The organism is Mycolicibacter sinensis, from assembly GCF_001667945.1.
Lineage (GTDB): Bacteria > Actinomycetota > Actinomycetes > Mycobacteriales > Mycobacteriaceae > Mycobacterium > Mycobacterium sinense_B.
Genome location: NZ_LZJK01000092.1, coordinates 1 through 18650 on the forward strand (window position 1 = coordinate 1; position 18650 = coordinate 18650).

The window sequence follows — 18650 nt, forward strand, 5'->3', positions numbered from 1 at the left end:
TCGAGACGGTCGGCGAAAAGGTCAGCGCGGGCTTGCAGTCCGGAGCCGAACATGGCCGCGAACTTGCCGAGCTGGTCGGCGAGAAGGCCGGACCGTTACTGGAGGCAGCCGGTGAGCGGGGCTCACAGCTGGCCGAAGTCGCCGCCGACCGCGGAACCGAATGGGTGCACGCGGCGCGGGAAAACGCCACCACACTCGCCGAAACTGCCCGCCGGCGCCTGCACCGCTGAGCCGGTGCTGCGGTTTATCGCCGCGGCCGGGTGCGGCGCAGCTCGGCGACCAGATCGCCGCGCTCCCCCACGCTGACATCGCTCAAACCCAGCCAGGACGCCATCGACTCCAGCTCGCTGCGCAGCACCTTCGCCACCCGCTCCGGTGGCGGGCCGTCTTCGGCGAACGCCCCGACGACGTGCAGGGCATCGCGGGTCCGGTCGGCCTTGAGGTCCACCCGGGCGACCAGTTCACCGTCGAGCAGCAACGGCCACACGTAGTAGCCGTAACGGCGTTGCGGCGCAGGGGTATAGATCTCGAGCCGGTAGTGGAAGTCGAACAGCCGCGCCACTCGTGGCCGGAAGAAGATCAACGGGTCGAACGGGCACAGCAGCGCGGTGCCGCGGTCGGCCCGCGGAATCGCCTGTCCGGCACGCAGGTAGGCCGGTGCATCCCAGCCGGCCACCGCTACCGGCTCCAGTTCGCCGGCGGCCACCAGCTTGGCGATCGCCGGCTTGGCCTGGCCGGCCGAGAGCCGGAAATAGTCGCGCAGGTCGGCCTCGGTGCCGATCCCGAGCGCGGTCGCTGCCCGCAGCACCAGCTGCTGCACCGCCTCGTCATCGTCGACCTGGCGGCCCAGCACGTCCGGAGGCAGCACGTTGTGCACCAGGTCGTAGTGCCGGGCGAAGCCGACCCGGGTGGCGGTGGTCAGCACCCCGGCGGCGAACAGCGCCTCGGCCACCCACTTGGTGTCGCTGCGGTTCCACCAGGTTCCCTTGCCGCGGGTGGGTTTGGCGGCCAGGTGGTCCTCGATCTGCCCGGCGGTACTCGGGCCCAGCTCGGTGATCGCCGCGACGATGGCGTCGGCCAGCTCGGGATTGGGCGATACGTTGCCCCACCGGCCGTGGGTGTATTGCCGCATCCGCCAGCGCATCAGGGGCCAGTCATCGACGGCCATCAGCGCCGCCTCGTGCGCCCAGTACTCGACCAGCAGCCGCGGCGACCGCGCGCTGTGCTGCCACGCGGCGCGATCCAGCACACTGCGGTCATAGGGGCCCAGCCGGCTGAACACCGGGGCGTAATGGGCACGCACCGCCACCGACACCGAGTCCAGCTGCAGCACCTGAATGCGCGATATCAGCCGCTTCAGGTGCGCCCGGGTGATCGCGGCACGCGGCTTGGCGGCCGCGAAACCCTGTGCGGCAACGGCGATCCGGCGTGCCTGCGCCGAGGTCAGCGTTACCATCAGCGATGGTAGCTGTAAAACCGGTACCGCAAGCCGCTGTCGCTGGTGAGCCAGGCCCCCGCGGTGCCCCGCCAGGATTCGTCGAGCACCGGCGCGACGGCATCCGCGTCTTGGCGGGGCAGGTCGATCTCGACTTCGGTCACCTCGCAGCGGGTGGCCAGCGGCAGCGCCAGCGCGTAGATCTGCGCGCCGCCGATCACCCAGGTCTGCGCATCGGTCAGGGCGGCCTCCAGCGTCGCCACCACCTCGGCACCGTCGGCGCGGTAGTCGGGGTCACGGGAGATCACCACGTTGGTCCGCCCGGGCAGGGGTCGCACGGAGGCCGGCAGTGATTCCCAGGTCAGCCGGCCCATCACCACCCGGTGCCCCAGCGTGAGTTCCTTGAAACGCGCCTGGTCCTCGGGCAGCCGCCACGGGATGCCGCCGGCACGGCCGATGACTCCGCTGGTGGACTGCGCCCAGATCAACGCGAGGGCGCTCATACCGCCACGGGCGCCTTGATCGCCGGGTGCGGGTCGTAGCCGAGGATGCGGATGTCGTCGAAGGTGTAGTCGAAGATCGAATCGCGTTGTGCCAACATCAGTTCCGGGTAGGCGCGCGGGTCGCGGGACAGTTGCTGGCGCACCTGCTCGAGGTGGTTGTCGTAGATGTGGCAGTCCCCGCCGGTCCAGACGAACTCCCCGACGTCCAGCCCGGCCTGCGCGGCCATCATGTGGGTGAGCAGCGCGTAGCTGGCGATGTTGAACGGCACCCCGAGGAACAGGTCGGCGCTGCGCTGATACAGCTGACAGGACAGTCGCCCGTTGGCAACGTAGAACTGGAACAGGGCGTGGCACGGCGCCAGCGCCATCTTGTCCAGCTCACCGACGTTCCACGCCGAGACGATGATGCGCCGCGAATCCGGGTCGGTGCGCAACAGCTCTACCGCACGCGCGATCTGATCGATGTGTTCGCCGGTCGGGGTCGGCCAGGACCGCCACTGCACTCCGTACACCGGCCCCAGATCGCCGGTCGCCGAAGCCCATTCGTCCCAGATGGTGACGCCGTGTTCGTTCAGCCAGGCGATGTTGGAGTCGCCGCGCAGAAACCACAGCAGCTCGTAGACCACCGAGCGGACGTGCACCTTCTTGGTGGTGATCAGCGGGAAGCCGGCGGACAGGTCGTAGCGCAGCTGGTGGCCGAACAAGCTGCGGGTGCCGGTGCCGGTGCGGTCGGCCTTGGGGGTACCGCGCTCGAGCACCAGCCGCAACAAATCCTCATAGGGTGTGGCAATCGGCACGTCGATAGCTTAGAACGGAACCCATGGCCCACGTCAGCGACACGATCACCACGCCCGACGGCAGTTGCCCGGTGCAGCTGTTCACCCCCGACGGCCCCGGACCCTGGCCCGGGGTGGTGATGTATCCCGACGCCGGCGGGGTGCGGCAGACCTTCGCCGAGATGGCCGCCGAGCTGGCCGGCTCGGGCTACGCGGTGCTGCTGCCAGATGTGTACTACCGGCACGGTGACTGGGCGCCGTTCGACATGGCCACGGCCTTCAGCGACGCCAAGCAGCGGGGCCGGCTCATGTCGATGCTGGGCAGCGTCACGTTCGACCGGGCGGCGACCGACGCGGCGGCGTTCTTCGACTATCTGGCCGGCCGGCCCGAAGTGCGCGGCGAGAAGTTCGGGGTCTGCGGGTACTGCATGGGTGGGCGCATCTCGGTGGTCGTGGCCGGACGCGTTCCCGAGCGGGTGGCAGCGGCGGCGTCGTTCCACGGCGGCGGCCTGGTCACCGACGCACCCGACAGCCCGCACCTGCTGGCCGAGAAGATGCGCGCCACGATCTACATCGCCGGCGCCGAGAACGACGGGTCGTTCACCAAGAAGCAGGCCGCGATCCTCGACGAGGCGCTGACGTCCGCCGGTGTCGAGCACACCGTCGAGTTCTATCCGGCCCAGCACGGCTTCGCCGTCCCCGACAACCCGCCGTACGACGCCGACGCGGCGGCCCGGCACTGGGCGGCGTTGCGGCGGGTGTTCGGCGCCGCGCTGCGTGACTGAACCGGGCAACTATTTGCCTTAAAGGCATTTTTGCCCGATGGGCAATATTTCGGTACGGTGGCGGCATGCCGGGACTGCGCGAGCGCAAGAAGGCCGACACCCGTCGCGCTCTCTCCGACGCGGCCCTGCAGCTGGCCCTGGAGCGGGGTTGGGAGAACGTCACCCGCGAGCACATCGCGAATCTCGCCGGGGTGTCGCGGCGGACCTTCAGCAATTATTTCTCCACCAAGTACGAGGCCCTGGCCTACCGGCAGACCGAGCGGCTGCGCCGCAGTGTCGCGCTGCTGCGGGAGCGCCCGGCGGACGAGCCGCTGTGGACATCGGTCACCGAAGCCGTCGTCGGGCCGGTCCACGACGACTTCGCCGCCTCAACCGGTGATGCGAACAGCCCGCCGGATCGCGCTGCGCTTGCCGAACTGCGCAAGATGCTCGCGACCGGCGACCTGCGTAACACCTTCCCCCGCGCCCTGCTCGACGACTTCGCCGCGGTGATCGCCGAACGCACCGGCACCGATGCGCAACGTGACAGCTATCCGCGCCTGGCGGCCGCCGTGATCCATGCGGTCATCGAGGCCACCATGGACAGCTATGTGACGGCGGATCCACCGGTCGCCTACCCGCGGTTGTTGCGCGCCGCGTTCGCCGACGTCGCCGCCGGGCTGCCCCCGCCCGCCGATCGGCAGGTCTGAGCATGGCCGCGCACACCGCCGTCGTCATCGTGGGCGCCGGGCCCAACGGGCTGATGCTGGCGTGCGAACTGGCGCTGGCCGGCGTCCGGCCGGTGGTGCTCGACGCGTTGCCCGGGCCCAGCTCCGAGCCGAAGGCCAACGGCCTTGTCGGGCAAGTGGTTCGGACACTCGACCTGCGGGGGCTCTACAACGGGTTCAGCGGCATGGCGGGACCGCCGCAGCCGGTGCCGGCGTGGATGTTCTCCGGGATGACACTGGATCTGTCGCTCAGCTTCACCGAGGCGCGGGCCAATCCGATGTACGTGCTGCCGGTAGCCCAGCCGCAGTTGGTGCGGCTACTGGCCGCGCGGGCCGGCGAGCTCGGCGTGGCCGTGCGCTGGGGCCACCGGCTCACCGGTCTGGACGCGCGGGACGACACGGTGGTGGCCACGGTCAACTCCGCGCACGGCGACTACGACGTGGCGGCGGGGTATCTGGTGGGCGCCGATGGCGGCCGCAGCATCGTGCGCAAGACGGCCGGTATCGCGTTTCCGGGTACGACGGCACCGACAGTCGCCCGGCTGGCGCACGTGCAGATCCCGGAAAGCCTGCGCGCCGCAGACCGCAGTCTGGCGATACCCGGTGTCGGCCGGATCTCCCATGGCCACACCAGGTTCGACCGCGGCATGGTGCTATTCGGTGAATTCGAGCCCGGCCGGGCACTGTTGGGCACGCTGGAGTTCGGCCCGGCGGCCGACAGCGGCCCGATGACGATCACCGAATTGCGGGAAAGCCTGCAGCGCATCCTCGGCGTCGATATCGGGTTGGGCGAACCGCTGGGTCCGGGCCCGCATGCGCTGCGCCGGATCGACGGGCAGAACAGCCGACAGGCCGAGCGCTACCGCGCCGGACGGGTGTTGCTGCTCGGCGACGCGGCTCATGTCCACAGCGCGATGGGCGGGCCGGGGCTGAATCTGGGGTTGCAGGACACCGTCAACCTCGGCTGGAAGTTGGCTGCCCAGATCAACGGCTGGGCACCCGAGGGACTGCTGGACACCTATGAGTCGGAGCGCCAGCCGCTGGGACAGCGGGTGATGATGCACTCGATGGCCCAGACCGCGCTGATGTCGCCCGGTCCGCACGTCGCCGCGTTGCGCGAGTTGTTCGGTGAGCTGACCGCGATCCCAGAGGTGTCGGCGCATCTGGCCGAACTGCTCGCCGGCAGCGATGTCCGCTACGACGTCGGAGACGATCACCGGTTGTCCGGCTGGCATGTCCCCGACCTCGCCTTCGACGACGGCCGCCGGGTTGCCGACCTGTTGCACCGGGGGCGCGCGGTGCTGCTCGACTTGGTCCACGGCGCCGCGGCGCCCGTCGCCCTCCCGTGGGCCGATCGCGTCGACGCTGTCACCGCTGCCATGCCCGCGCCCCCGGCGGCGGCGATGCTGATCCGTCCGGACGGCTATATCGCTTGGGCAACCGATGGTTTCGGCCCCGGCCAGCCGCCTGCGCTGAAGGCCGCGCTGACCCGCTGGTTCGGCGCGCCACGCCGCTGACATCAGTGCCAGGTCAGCCCGGATGCAGCGCGTCACCGACGTGGTCGGCGATCCCGACGCCATTGAGCGCGGTGTGGCGGGTCTCGCGCATCACCAACAGCGCAACGAAGGAGCACCCGGCCGCAATCGACAGGTAGACGCCCACCCAGCGCACGCCGTGCTCGGTGGCCAGCCAGGTGGCGATGAACGGTGCCACCGCCGCCCCCAGGACGCTGGCCGCGTTGTAGGCGACACCGGAGCCGGTGTAACGGACGTTGGTAGCAAACAACTCCGGCAGGACCGCGCTCATCGGGCCGAACGCCAAGCCCATCAACGTCATCCCGACGATCAGGAACGCCAGGATCGCGCCGGACGAGGTGTTCGGTTTCAAGAAGGCGCCGAAGGTGGTTCCGTACACCATGATTGCGGCGGTGAAAACCAGCAGCACCGGGCGCCGGCCGAATCGGTCGGCCAGCGCTCCCGACATCGGTAGTACGGCCGCAAAGAACGCCACCGCAACCAGTTGCAGTCCCAGGAAGTCGGCGTAGCTGTACCCCAGCCCGGCGCCCTCCGGCGCGCGCTGAGCGGTGCCGTAGCTCAGCGTCCAGGTGGTCACGGTGTAGAACAGCGTGTAGGTCGCCACCATCACCAGCGTGCCGATGATCAGCTGCCGCCAGCTGCCGCGAATCACTTCGGCGATCGGCGCGCCGACGCGCTGGCCGGTTTCAATGGCCTGCGCGAAGACCGGGGTCTCGGTAAGCCGTACCCGAACGTACAGCCCGACGGCCACCATCACGGCGCTCAGCAGGAATGGAATCCGCCACCCCCAGGTGAGGAACTGCTCCGGCCATCGCAGCAGGACCAGGAAGATCGCGGTGGCGAGCAGGAACCCCAGCGGCGCGCCCAGCTGCGGCCAGATTCCCGCGGCGGCCCGCCGGCCCGGCTTGGCGGTCTCGGCGGCCAGCAAGGCCGCGCCGCTCCATTCACCACCGAGGGCCAGCCCTTGGCAGAACCGCAAGACGGCCAGCAAGACCGGTGCCGCCAGGCCGATGTGGTGATAGGTCGGCAGCAGCCCGATCGTGAATGTCGCCACGCCCATCACCAGCAGCGAGGCGACCAGCGTGGTCTTTCGGCCGAGCCGATCACCGAAGTGGCCGAACAGGATCGAGCCCACCGGCCGGGCCACGAATGCCAGTCCGAACGTGGCCAACGATGCCAGCAGCGCCGCGCCTGGGTCTCCCGGCGGGAAGAACAGCTGCGGGAAGACGGTGACCGCCGCGGCGGCATAGACGTAGAAGTCGTAGAACTCGATGGTGGTGCCGATCAGCGACGCCACCGCGATCCTGCCGCGCGGCACCCCGTCGACCATGTCGGGCTCCGGTATCAGATGCCCGCTTGCTCGGCTACCTCGCGGGCCTTGTCCACCAGCGCGTCGATCCACGCCGTGATCGGGGTTCCCGCAGCGGCCTTGTTCTCCGGGTTGTCCAGCACCCGCCGTACGATCCCCTCGGCGATGATCGCGACCTTCCACAGTCCCAGAGCATGCCAGTAGGCCAGTGTCGCCGCGTCGCGCCCGGTCAGCTCCAGGTACACCCGGGCCAACTCGGCGCGGTCGGGGAAGCCGTCCAGGGTGCTCAGGACGAACTCCCCGGCGATGTCCTCCTCGCCCGGCTGCGGCCAGTACGCCAGTAGGCTGCCCATGTCGGCGAGCGGGTCGCCGAGGGTGGACAGCTCCCAGTCCAGCACGGCGACCACCTCGCCGCTGCGCGGTGAGGTGATCACGTTGCGCAGGTGAAAGTCGCCGTGCACCAAGGTGAGTTCCTGCTGTGGCGGCGCGGCCGCGATCAGCCGCCGGGTCAGGTCGTCAAGCGCCGGCAGCTCCCGCGTCTTGGATTTCTCCCACTGCCCGGACCAGCGCTTGAGCTGACGCTGGGCGTACGGCTTGTGGCTGGCCAGATCATCGAGGCCGACTGCGGTGATGTCGACGGCGTGAATCTTGGCCAGGGTCTTGGGCATTGACAGCCCGATCTGCCGGCGCCGCTGCGGCGTCAGCGACTCAGCCACCGACATCCGGTCGGCCACCACCCCGTCGACGAACTCCATCAACAGCAGCGGGGTGTCTTGCGCGTCGCGCGTCAGCCCGTAGACCCGCGGGGTGGGCACGTCGGTGTCCTCTAAAGCCGAGAGGATCCGCGCCTCCCGGGCGACGTCGTGGGCCGATGCCAGCAGCTTGCCCAGCGGCGGGCGGCGCAGCACCCAGCGGTGATCGGCCGCGTCGGAGACCAGGTAGGTCAGGTTCGACTGCCCGATTCCGATCCGCTCGAATTTCAAAGGGCGGGTGACCGGAATGCCCAACTGCGCGATCCAGCGCGCGACCATCGGCGGGTCGATGCCGAGCACATCAGCCACCGAAGCCCACCCGGAACCCGCTTGCCTCTCCGAGGATTTGGCCGCCGTCGATCACCAGGGTCTGCCCGGTGATCCAGCTCGCGGCATCGGAGACCAGGAACGCGACCGCGTCGGCGACGTCGACGGGCTCGCCGATCCGGCCCAGCGGTATCTTCGTCGACAGAGCCTGCTCGTGTTCCTTCCAGAGCACCTCGGCCAGCTTGGTGCGCACCACGCCCGGGCAGAGGGCGTTGACCCGCACCCCCGGCGAGAGTTCCAGCGCCAGTTGCTTGGTGACGTGGATCAGCGCAGCCTTGGTGGCGTTGTACATGCCCATCAGCGGTGAAAAACTCATCCCGCCGATCGAGGCGGTGTTGACCACACTGCCGCCGTGCTCGCCCATCCACGCCTTGACCGCGCACGACGTCCACAGCAGCGGCCCCCACAGGTTGATGTCGAAGATCTTGGCGAACCGGCCGTGGTCCTGGTCGATCAGGGGTCCGAACGCGGGATTGGTGCCGGCGTTGTTGACCAGGATGTCGATGCTGCCGAACCGCTCCAGGGTCAGATCGATGCACCGCTGGGCGGCATCGTCTTCGGCGACGTGCGCGGCCACACCGAGCGCGTTGCCCTTGACCTGGGCTGCCGCGGCGTCAGCGCTGTCCTGATCGCGTGAGGTGAGAACCACGTTGGCGCCGGCGGCGGCCAGGCGCTGGCCGATCGCCAGCCCGATACCGCGGGATCCGCCGGTGATGATCGCGGTGCGTCGTGTGAGGTCCGGTGTGGTCATCGTGCTTCCTTGTACTTGGCAAGTTCCTGGCGGGCGATGGCGCGCTTGTGCACCTCGTCGGGGCCGTCGGCGAGCCGCAGGGTGCGCAGGTGCGCCCAGAAGCCGGCCAGCGGGAAGTCGTCGGTGACGCCACCGGCACCGTGCACCTGGATGGCCCGGTCGACGATCTTCAGCGCGATGTCGGGTGCGGCGACCTTGATCGCCGCGATCTCGACCTGTGCGGCCTTGTTGCCCACGGTGTCCATCAGATAGGCGGCTTTGAGGGTGAGCAGGCGGATCATCTCGATGTCGATGCGCGCCTCGGCGATCCAGTCGCGGATGTTGGCGTTGTCGGAGATCGGCTTGCCGAACGTCACCCGGGACTGGGCCCGCTTGCACAGCAATTCCAGTGCCCGCTCGGCCATGCCGATGGCCCGCATGCAGTGGTGGATGCGGCCCGGTCCGAGCCGGGCCTGGGCGATCGCGAACCCCTCGCCTTCGCCCTTGAGCACGTCTTTGGCCGGCACCCGAACGTCATGGAAGTCGATCTCGGCGTGACCCTCCCGGTCCTGATAGCCGAAGACCGGCAGGCCCCGCATGATGGTGACACCCGGGGCGTCGATGGGAACCACCATCATCGACTGCTGCCGATGCGTGGCAGTGTTGGGGTCGGTCTTGCCCATCACGATCATGACCTTGCAGTTGGCGTGTAACGCGTTGGAGGCGAACCACTTACGTCCGTTGAGGATGTATTCATCACCCTGTTTGACCATGGCCAGCTGAACGTTGGTGGCATCCGAGCTGGCCACCTGCGGTTCGGTCATCACGAACGCCGACCGGATGGTGCCGTCCAGCAGCGGCTTGAGGTACTTCTCCTTGTGCTCGTCGGTGCCGAAGAGGGTGAAGACCTCCATATTGCCGGTGTCGGGAGCGTTACAGTTGCAGGCTTCGGGTGCCAGATGTGGACTGCGGCCCATGATCTCAGCCAGCGGCGCGTATTCGAGGTTGGTCAGGCCCGGCCCCCATTCCGGGTGCGGGTGAAACAGGTTCCACAGGCCGCGCTCGCGCGCCTGCGCTTTCAGCTCTTCCAGGATGGGGGGCTGAAAATGCGGGTTGCCGGATTCGGCCATCTGCTGCTCGTAGACCGGTTCGGCCGGGTAGACGCAGCTTTCCATGAACTCCAGCAGATCGGAACGGTATTTCGTTGCGCGCTCTGACATTTCAAACAGGGACATGCAGGCTCCTCACCTAGGACGCTTACGTGTTGAGCAGGCCGCGCTGGTAGCGGCGCATGCCCCGCAACCAGCGGTCGTAATCGGTTCCCTTGAACCGGTACATCTCCAGCACCGCCGGATGCGGCAGGATCAGGAAGCGTTCCTCGTCGACGGCTGCCAGCACCTCGTCGGCGACGGCCGCCGGTTCGAGCACCTCGCCGGCGGCGGTGACCGCCCGGGTGGCCAGGTCCCCCAGCGGGTCACCGGATTGCTCACCGGCGTACAACAGCTTGGTGTTGACGCCCATCGGGCACAGGCAGCTGACCCGCACTCCCTGATCGCCGTAGGTGATGTTGAGCCATTCGGCGAATCCGACGGCCGCGTGTTTGGTGACCGCATACGTGGCGCCGCCCAGTTGAGTGAGCAGACCGGCCGCCGACGCGGTGGACACGAAATACCCCTCGCCGCGCTGCACCCAATCCGGCACCAACAGCTGCGCGGCGCGGATATGGGCCCGCAGATTGACGTCGAGGGCCTGGTCCCAGTCGGCTTCGCCGGCCTCCAGGCCGGGGGCGCCGGTGATTCCGGCGTTGGCGAAGTACATGTCGACCGGCCCGAAATGGTGCTCGGCCAGCGCGATCAGCTCGCGGATCACCTCGGTGTCGGCGACGTCGCCGCCATGACCGACCGCCGCGCCCGGCTGCTCGGCGTTGATGGCGTCGGCCACCGCCGTCGCGGCCTGGGCATCGAGGTCGGCCACCACCACCTTGGCCCCGGCCTTGGCGAGCGCTGCAGCCAAGGCGCCGCCGATGCCGCCTCCGCCGCCGGTGACGATGGCAACCCGTTCCGCAACCTTCATGGGCAGTCCTTGCTCTTGGCGTTCGCAGCGTCAGTGACCCTAGTTGAATCCGGTCTCATGTTCAATTAGCGTTCGGGCGGAATTGCAGGGCATTCGCCCAGAGCCGGGTGACGGTGGTGACCAGCGCGTCGAAGTCGGCGCCGGTGCTGTCGGTGGCCTCCTCGAGCACGAAGATGCCGTACGCCAGCCGGCTGACCATCCCCGAGAGCGCCCGCGAGGCCAGCAGCGGATCGACGTCGGCGGTGGCGATCCCGCGCTCCTGCAGGTCGGCGATGCCGGCGGCATTGCGGTGGACGAACGCATCGGCGCGCTGCGCCCGGAAGGCACGGAACTTCGGATCCACCTGGGCCACCTGCTCAAGCAGACCCATCAGCCTCGCGTTGCGCCGATAGGCTTCCAAATAAGCGCGATTGCTCGCCTCCAGGACCGCGTACGGATCGTCGGTGCCGGCCACCCGGCCCATGCCCGGATGCATCATGTCCTGCTGCGCCTGCTCGAGGACGGCGGCGAAGATCTCTTCCTTGTTCCCGAAGTAGGTGTAGAACGACCCGGTGGCGCAGCCGGCCGCCTTGGTGATGTCGGTGAGTTTGGCGTCGAGGTAGCCGTCGCGCTCGAATACCTTGCGGGCCGCCGCGACCAGCGCGGCTCGGGTCCGCGCCCCGCGCACGGTGGCCGGCAGCTGGCGTGCCGGGACGGAATCCATCTCAGGGATTCTAGCTGAACCCGACGTCAAGTTCAGCCCTTGCTTCGGCGCCGTGGGCCAGTTCGCCCAGCATGGCTTGGGCCTCCGGTTCGGGCAGTGACTCCACCCCGCGCAGCGTGCGCTCGATGGCCCGGGTTCGCACGCCGGCGGAGTCGATGGTGTTGCGGGCGGTGTCGAGTTGCTTGCGGGTCTTCTCCAGGACGGCCGCGAACTTGCCGAACTCGGTTTTGACGGCGCCGAGCACCTGCCACACTTCGCTGCTGCGCCGCTCGATCGCCAGGGTGCGAAAGCCCATCCGCAGGCTGTTGAGCAGCGCGGCCAACGTGGTGGGCCCGGCGAGGGTGACGTTGTATTTGGCCTGGATCTGCTCGAACAGCCCCGGTTGGCGCAGGACCTCGGCGTAGAGGCTCTCGGTGGCGAGGAACAGGATTGCGAAGTCGGTGGTGTGCGGCGGCGCAAGGTACTTGTCGCAGATGTCGCCGGCTTCGGCTTCGATCCGCCGGATCAAGGCCTGCCGCGCGGCCGCCTCCCCCGCGATGTCGGCATTCTCCTGCGCGTCGAGCAGGCGCTCGAAATCCTCACGCGGGAACTTGGCGTCGATCGGCAACAGCACCTCCCCGGCGCCGGTTCCGCCGGGCAGCCGGATCGCGAACTCCACTCGCGCAACCGATCCCGGGACGGTGACGACGTTGGTGGCGTACTGCTCGGGCGTCAGCGTCTCGGCCAGCAGCGCGGCCAGTTGCGTCTCGCCGAAGATGCCGCGGGCTTTGACGTTGGTCAGCACCCGCTTCAAGTCGCCCACGCCGGTGGCCAGGGTCTGCATCTCGCCGAGGCCCCGCTGCACCGCTTCCAGGCGTTCGGAGATCTGTGTGAAGGATTGGGCCAGCCGGGTTTCCAGGGTCGCCTGCAGCTTCTCGTCCACCGTCGCGCGCATCTTCTCCAGCTGCGCGGTGTTGTCGCTTTGCAGGCTCTTGAACTGGTGATCCAGGTTCGCACCGAACCGGTGCAACGTGGTCTGCCACTGGTGGAAGGCCTGGGCAAGTTCGGCCCGCCCGGCATGTTGCTCTTCGCGCAGCGTTCGCTCCACGCGTTCACTGTCGCCGCGTAGCACGGCGAGCTGTTCCGGTGAGATCGCCACGCCACTCGGACGCAGCAGCACTACCACCTGCAGGATCACCGCCAGCAACGCGAGTGAGGTCAGGAGGATCAACAGGGCCGTGTCCATGCGCGCAACGTAGCGCAGGGCACCGACAGCTACCCGTCGGACAGGCTGGCGATCCAGGCCCGCGATTGCGCTGGGTCGATCACATCGTCGAGTTCGAAGGTCATCGCCGCGCTCAATGCCCGCCCGCGCCGGTAGGCCGCCTCCACCAGCTGATCGAAGAGCTGTTGGCGCTGATCCGGGTCGGCGGCATCCGCAAGTTCTTTGCGGAAACCGAGCCGCACCGCTCCTTCCAACCCCATACCGCCGATCTCGCCGGTCGGCCACGCGACGGTGAACTGTGGGGCGTGAAATGAACCGCCCGCCATCGCCATCGCACCCAGCCCGTAGCCCTTGCGCAGCACGATCATGCCCATCGGGACGGTCAACCGGGCTCCGGCGATGAACATCCGGCTGAACCGGCGCACGGTGGCCTGCCGCTCGGCATCCGGACCGACCATGAATCCCGGCGTGTCGCACAGCGTCACCACCGGCAGCCGGAACGCCTCACACAGCGCGAAGAAATCAGCGGTCTTGTCGGCCGCCTCCGCATCGATCGCGCCGCCGAGATGGTGGCTGTTGTTGGCCAGCAATCCGTAGGCGACCCCGTGCACGCGCACCAGGGCGGTCACTACCCCGATCCCGTAATCCGGTCGCAGTTCCAGCACCGAACCGACGTCGACGATCGCATCGATCGCTGCCCGTACGTCGTAGGCCCGCAACCGGTTCTGCGGCACCACATGCCGCGCCAGTCTCGGATCGGGCTCAGCGAAGTCGGTCACCGTGGGACGAAAGTAGGACAGGTAGCGCTTCGCCAGGGTCACCGCTTCGGTCTCGTCGCGTGCCGCCAGTGCAACCACCCCGTTGCGGCGCTGCACCTCGATCGGCCCGATCTCCTCGGGCCGGTAGACGCCCAGCCCGCCACCTTCGATCATCGCCGGGCCGCCCATTCCGATGTTGGCATCGGGGGTCGCGATGATCACGTCGCACACCCCGGCCAGCGCCGCGTTACCAGCGAAGCAGCGGCCGGAGACGATCGCCACCAGCGGCACCTGGCCGTTGAGCGCGGCCAGCGCACGAAACGTCATCAGGTCCAGCCCGGCCATCCCGGCGACATCGGTGTCACCGGGCCGGCCGCCGCCCCCTTCGGCGAACAGCACCACCGGAAGTCGTCGGCGGGCGGCCACCTCGAAAAGCCGGTCGGTCTTGGCGTGGTTGCGCATGCCCTGGGTGCCGGCCAGCACGGTGTAGTCATAGGAGGCCACTGCCACCGGCGCCGCACCGATGGTCGCCAACCCGGCGACCAGGCCGTCGGCCGGCGTGTTGGTGATCAGGTCCTCCTCCGCGCGCCGGCTGCGCTGCGCCGCCACCGCCAGCGCCCCGTATTCGACGAAGCTGCCGGGGTCGACCAGATCGGCGATGTTCTCCCGGGCGGTGCGCCGGCCCTGGCGGTGGCGCTTGGCGACCACCTCGGGACGGCCTTCGTCGCGGGCGAGCCGGTGCCGGTGGGCGACCTCGTCGAGGTCGGTGCGTGGCGAATCCAGCTGCGGGCCCGCACCGGGCCCGGCGGTACTCTCGTCGCCGGCCGAAACGAACACCAGCACCGGGTCTCCGGCGCCGACGACCTGCCCCGGGCCGACCAGGGCGCGCACCGTCGCGCCGGGTGCGGTCAGCACATGTTGCATCTTCATCGCCTCCAGCACCACGTCCGGCGTCACCTCGACAACGGTGCCGGCCATCGGCGCGTACAGCACCTGTTCGCCCGGGTTCAGAGGCGTTGCGCGGGGCGGGTGTTCGTCCTGCCTGGGCGCCGCGGCGCCCACCAGTGCAGGCAGTCGGCGGTCCAGCCAATCGGTCGTCACCACGCCGGTCCCCAGCGCCGCGTCGGACAGCACTGCCTCCAGCAGGCCGGCATTGGTGCCGACACCGGCGATCGCCAACTCCGCCACCGCAGTTCGCGCCTTGCGCAGCGCTGCGGTCAGCGAGGTGCCGTGCACGTGGGTGATCACCTTGGCCAGCAGCGAATCGTAGCGGGGCCCGATGGTCAGGCCCGGCCGGGCGTAGGTGTCGACCCGGATGCCTGGCCCGCTCGGAGGGGTGAACGCCGTCAAGGTGCCGACACAGGGTTGCACCGTGCCGTCGGCGGCCACCGTTTCGGTGTTGACTCGGCATTCGACCGCGATCCCATGTGCCTCGGTCGGCAGAACCAGGTCGTCGAGTGCGGCGCCTTCGGCGATCTGGAATCCGGCCGCCACCAGGTCGATTCCGGTGACCACCTCGGTGATCGGGTGTTCCACCTGAATGCGCGGGTTGACCTCGAGGAAGACGAAATCGTCACCGGTGACCAGGAATTCCACCGTGGCCAGGCCCCGGTACCCGACGGCTGCGCACAGTCGGGCCGCTGCGCCGTGCAATGCGGTACGCACCTGATCGGAAAGCCCCGGCGCCGGCGCGATCTCGATCAGCTTCTGGTAGCGGCGCTGGATGCTGCAGTCGCGATCACCGACCGCCAGGGCGCGCACGCCGTCGGCGACGATCTGCACCTCGATGTGGCGAGCGCCCTCGACGAGTTCCTCGGCGAACACCGCCGCGGCGCCGAACCCCAGTCGGGCCTCGGCCGAGCACCAACGGTAGGCGTCGTCGAGCTGGTCGGCAGCGCGGACCGTGCGTATGCCCCGGCCCCCGCCGCCGGCCAGTGCTTTGAGCATGATGCCACCCGGATGGGCGCGAAAGAACTCATGGATCTGTTCTGGGCCGACCGCCCCGTCGGTGGCGGCCGGCACCGGCAGCCCGGCGGTGATCGCGGCGCCGCGCGCGGCGGACTTGTCACCGAACATGTCCAGCAGTTCAGGGGCCGGCCCGACGAAGGTACGGCCCGCTGCCGCAACCGTTCGGGCGAATTCGGCGTTCTCCGAGAGGAATCCGTAGCCTGGATGGATCAGGTCAGCATCGGTCTTGGTGGCGGCGGCCAGGACGGCGGCCTGATCGAGGTAGGCCGACGGACCTGCGCCGGGTAAGCCGACGGCCTCGTCAGCGGCGTACACGTGCGGGCTGTCCGCGTCATCTTCGGCATAGACCGCAATCGTGTGGTAGCTCAGGTCGGTTGCGGTGCGGATGATCCGCAGCGCGATCTCGCCACGGTTGGCGATCAGCACCGTCTTCAGCGAGGCATCGGCGGTGCTCACCGTAACGGGGCACCCCACTGCACCTGCGCACGCAACTGTGTCTTGAGCAGTTTGCCGCTGGCGGTGCGCGGCAGTTCCTCGGCGACCACGGTGATGTACTGCGGCACCTTGAAGTCCGCGAGCTGACTTCGGCAGTGGTCGAGCACCGCGGCCACATCGACGTCGTCGCCGTAGAGCACCGCGCCGACCTTCTCGCCCATCACGTCGTCAGGCACCGCCAGCACGCACGCGTCGGCGACCCCGGGCGCCGACAGCAGCGCCGCCTCCACCTCCACACTGGAGATGTTTTCGCCGCCGCGGATGATGATGTCTTTGAGCCGGTCGATGATGTGCACCCGCCCGGCGTCGTCGACGCGGACCACATCGCCGGTGTGCAGCCACCCGTCGATGATGGTGGCGGCGGTCGCATCGGGCCTATTCCAGTAGCCGCGCATCACGTTCGCGCCGCGCACCACCAGCTCGCCGGTGGTCGGGTCGTCACCGAGCGGGGCGACACCGATGTCTCCGGAGGGAACCGCGTAGCCCACCGAGTCCGCGTGGGCGACCGCATCGGAGTCCGGCAGCACCGTCATCAGCGACGCCGTTTCGGTCATGCCGTAGCCGTTGAACACCGTTGCGGCGCCGAACGCGTCGCGCAGCGCACGCACCAGGGCCGGCGCCGTCGGGGCGCCGCCGTAACCGACCCAGCGCACCCCGGAGACGTCGACGCCGGCGAAGCCGGGGTGCCGCAGCAGCAGTGCGTAGATCGCAGGAACGGTGATCAGTGACGAAATCTTTTGTGCCGGCACGGTGGTGAGCAGTTCGGGGAGGTTCAGCGCCGGCATGATCACCGCCGCTCCGCCGGTGTAGGCGGCGACCAGCAATTGCGAGTTGCAGCCGGTCACGTGGAACAACGGCACCGAGATCAAGGTGCGCAACTCCTCACCGAGCTGCCGGGACTGCCCCATGGCGCGCATCATGTTCTCGGCGTTGGTCACAAACGCCTCGTGGGTGGTGGGCACCCCCTTGGGACGCCCGGTGGTGCCGGAGGTGTAGAACAGCGCCGCAGTGTCGGGCGGCTCCAGCCCGTCGACCACATACGGCCGGCCGTCGGGCAGCGCGGTGCCGGGCGCGAGATCCACCCGCACTCCGGCGTCGGCAAGCACGAAGTCGACCTCCGGTGCGGCCGAACGGGTGTTGACGGCCACCGGTATGCCGCCGGCCATCAGCGTCCCCCAGAATGCCAGCACCCAGTGCAGCCCAGCGGGATAGCGCACACCGACCCGGTCGCCGCGCCCAAGCCCCTCGGCGCGCAGCCCGCCGGCCACCCGCGCCGCCCGCTGCCACAGCTGCCGGTAGGTCAGCGCACCGGCTCCCAGCTCCACCACGGCCTCGCTGTCGGGGCGGCGCTCGACCTGCTCAGCCAGCAGGTCGAGCAGAGTGGCCGGCAGCTGCTGATAGCACGGGACACCATTGCGGTCGCGAACCACCCCGGCCGTCGGAAAAGGGTTGTGCCGCCGGGGAATCTCCACGATTTTCGTCATGCGCGGCCCCGCCGGCTATGCGCCAGGCTGCGCAGCGTCCCACGCAACGCGTAGACCGCGGTCGTAACGCAGACAACGACCAGCACGACGAACATGGGCAGCCAGTTGCCGCGCTCATGGTTGATGTGCCACCAGACGTAGGTGAACAGTACCGAGCAGGCGAACAGCACCACGTCGCGCCAGTTGCCCTGATAGGACAGCGCCGCGGCGCGCAACGCCCGGGTCCGGTCGGACGCGGCGACCAGGTCGTCAATCCGCTCGTCGATGGTGCGTTGCAGTTCGGCCCGCCGCTTGGTCTGTTCGGCCGGGATCCGGTCGAGCAGGTCGAGGTCTTGTTTGATCAGGCCGCGCAGATCTGGGCCCTTGAGCTGGCCCGCCGCCGCGGTCAGTAGGGCTCCACCGAAGATCGGTGCCGCGCCCAGCGCCATGCTCAGCAGAGTGGGCATCGTCGTGTCGTTCCTTTCGACCGCCTTCCCGCGTCACCCTACGGCGTCAGCCAAGCCGTACCGTGCCATCCGGCTCGATTCGCCAATTCGGGTTGTGGGCGATCTCCCAGATCAGGCCGTTGGGGTCTCGGACATGAGCGTGGAACACACCGCCGAACCGGCCCGGTTGCGGAGCTTTGAGGACGGTGCCGCCGGCGGCGGCCATCGCCTCGGTCAGCGCCGTCACCTCTTGGGGACTGTCGACGTTGTGCGCCAGAGTGATTCCGGAGACCCGCGAATGGTCACCGGGCAATGCCAGATCTTCGTTGAACTTGGCGGCATCGAAGAAGCCGAGTAGCTGCCCGGGCGCGCTCTGATAGAAGACGATCTCGCCCTCGACATCCAGCCGCGGACGCCAGCCCAAGGCAGCGTAGAAGCGGCGGGTGGCGCCGAGATCGGTCGCGGCGATGGTGAGGAAATGCAGCTGCTGGTCCATGCGGGGAAGCCTAGGGCGGTCGAGCGGTATGCAGCCGTCGGCGGACCGGTGTACAATCGAACACATGTTCGATAACGGTTTGCCGGGGCCGGCGTCGTTGGCGGAGGCCGACGACAACCTGCTGGTGGCGGCCATTGCCGGGTGGGCCCGGGTGGAGGCCGCGGCCTCGGCGCGCCGGCTGGCCG

The 18650-nt window shown here is 68.9% G+C and carries 17 protein-coding genes and 1 pseudogene; 4 read left to right on the forward strand and 14 right to left on the reverse strand.

Features of this window, described 5'->3' with window-relative positions; all coding sequences use genetic code 11:
- A pseudogene (locus A5694_RS13215) lies at window positions 1-230 on the forward strand (DoxX family protein); the annotation flags it as partial.
- 14 nt (window positions 231-244) lie between these two features.
- Here the strand turns inward: A5694_RS13215 and A5694_RS13220 are convergent.
- The 3 genes from A5694_RS13220 to A5694_RS13230 are packed head-to-tail and all read right to left on the reverse strand — an operon-like array spanning window position 245 to window position 2735.
- The gene (locus A5694_RS13220) at window positions 245-1456 is read right to left on the reverse strand and encodes a winged helix-turn-helix domain-containing protein (protein ID WP_064922293.1); all 1212 of its coding nucleotides are present in this window, start codon (window positions 1454-1456) and stop codon (window positions 245-247) included.
- On the reverse strand, window positions 1456-1938 hold the full coding sequence (locus A5694_RS13225; RefSeq protein ID WP_064922294.1) for a dihydrofolate reductase: 483 nt from the start codon (window positions 1936-1938) through the stop codon (window positions 1456-1458). The genes A5694_RS13220 and A5694_RS13225 overlap by 1 nt, the downstream gene beginning before the upstream one ends.
- A complete protein-coding gene (locus A5694_RS13230; RefSeq protein WP_064922295.1) occupies window positions 1935-2735 on the reverse strand; it encodes a thymidylate synthase in 801 nt (266 codons plus the stop codon). The genes A5694_RS13225 and A5694_RS13230 overlap by 4 nt, the downstream gene beginning before the upstream one ends.
- 23 nt (window positions 2736-2758) lie before the next feature.
- Between A5694_RS13230 and A5694_RS13235 the strand changes: the two genes are divergently transcribed.
- The 3 genes from A5694_RS13235 to A5694_RS13245 all read left to right on the forward strand — a co-directional run bounded on the left by A5694_RS13235 (window position 2759) and on the right by A5694_RS13245 (window position 5723).
- Window positions 2759-3499, forward strand: a complete 741-nt coding sequence (locus tag A5694_RS13235) for a dienelactone hydrolase family protein (RefSeq protein ID WP_064922296.1) — start codon at window positions 2759-2761, stop codon at window positions 3497-3499.
- A 65-nt stretch (window positions 3500-3564) separates the two neighbouring features.
- Window positions 3565-4188: a TetR/AcrR family transcriptional regulator gene (locus A5694_RS13240; RefSeq protein WP_064922297.1), complete on the forward strand. Its 624-nt coding sequence runs from the start codon at window positions 3565-3567 to the stop codon at window positions 4186-4188.
- 2 nt (window positions 4189-4190) lie between these two features.
- Window positions 4191-5723, forward strand: a complete 1533-nt coding sequence (locus A5694_RS13245; RefSeq protein ID WP_064922298.1) for an FAD-dependent monooxygenase — start codon at window positions 4191-4193, stop codon at window positions 5721-5723.
- Window positions 5724-5736: 13 nt separating this feature from the next.
- On the opposite strand, the gene A5694_RS13250 is transcribed toward A5694_RS13245, so the two are convergent.
- The 11 genes from A5694_RS13250 to A5694_RS13300 all read right to left on the reverse strand — a co-directional run bounded on the left by A5694_RS13250 (window position 5737) and on the right by A5694_RS13300 (window position 18465).
- Window positions 5737-7071 (reverse strand): MFS transporter, encoded by a 1335-nt coding sequence (locus A5694_RS13250; RefSeq protein ID WP_064922299.1) that lies wholly within the window; start codon window positions 7069-7071, stop codon window positions 5737-5739.
- Between the two features lie 14 nt (window positions 7072-7085).
- Window positions 7086-8081 (reverse strand): phosphotransferase family protein, encoded by a 996-nt coding sequence (locus tag A5694_RS13255; protein WP_064922307.1) that lies wholly within the window; start codon window positions 8079-8081, stop codon window positions 7086-7088.
- Between the two features lie 22 nt (window positions 8082-8103).
- The gene (locus A5694_RS13260) at window positions 8104-8880 is read right to left on the reverse strand and encodes an SDR family oxidoreductase (protein WP_064922300.1); all 777 of its coding nucleotides are present in this window, start codon (window positions 8878-8880) and stop codon (window positions 8104-8106) included.
- Complete coding sequence (locus tag A5694_RS13265) at window positions 8877-10094, reverse strand: acyl-CoA dehydrogenase family protein (protein WP_064922301.1); 1218 nt, start codon at window positions 10092-10094, stop codon at window positions 8877-8879. The genes A5694_RS13260 and A5694_RS13265 overlap by 4 nt, the downstream gene beginning before the upstream one ends.
- Before the next feature lie 22 nt (window positions 10095-10116).
- Entirely contained in the window at window positions 10117-10932 is an 816-nt protein-coding gene (locus A5694_RS13270) for an SDR family oxidoreductase (RefSeq protein WP_064922302.1), read from the reverse strand.
- Between the two features lie 61 nt (window positions 10933-10993).
- The gene (locus A5694_RS13275; RefSeq protein WP_064922303.1) at window positions 10994-11635 is read right to left on the reverse strand and encodes a TetR/AcrR family transcriptional regulator; all 642 of its coding nucleotides are present in this window, start codon (window positions 11633-11635) and stop codon (window positions 10994-10996) included.
- Between the two features lie 10 nt (window positions 11636-11645).
- Window positions 11646-12860, reverse strand: a complete 1215-nt coding sequence (locus A5694_RS13280) for a DNA recombination protein RmuC (RefSeq protein ID WP_064922304.1) — start codon at window positions 12858-12860, stop codon at window positions 11646-11648.
- 29 nt (window positions 12861-12889) lie between these two features.
- Window positions 12890-16021: a carboxyl transferase domain-containing protein gene (locus tag A5694_RS13285; protein ID WP_082952654.1), complete on the reverse strand. Its 3132-nt coding sequence runs from the start codon at window positions 16019-16021 to the stop codon at window positions 12890-12892.
- Entirely contained in the window at window positions 16018-17544 is a 1527-nt protein-coding gene (locus tag A5694_RS13290) for a class I adenylate-forming enzyme family protein (protein ID WP_185746573.1), read from the reverse strand. Before A5694_RS13290 ends, A5694_RS13285 begins: the two co-directional genes overlap by 4 nt.
- Window positions 17541-17990, reverse strand: a complete 450-nt coding sequence (locus A5694_RS13295; protein WP_064922305.1) for a hypothetical protein — start codon at window positions 17988-17990, stop codon at window positions 17541-17543. The genes A5694_RS13290 and A5694_RS13295 overlap by 4 nt, the downstream gene beginning before the upstream one ends.
- 46 nt (window positions 17991-18036) lie before the next feature.
- Window positions 18037-18465 (reverse strand): VOC family protein, encoded by a 429-nt coding sequence (locus A5694_RS13300; RefSeq protein ID WP_064922306.1) that lies wholly within the window; start codon window positions 18463-18465, stop codon window positions 18037-18039.
- Window positions 18466-18650: the final 185 nt, after the last annotated feature.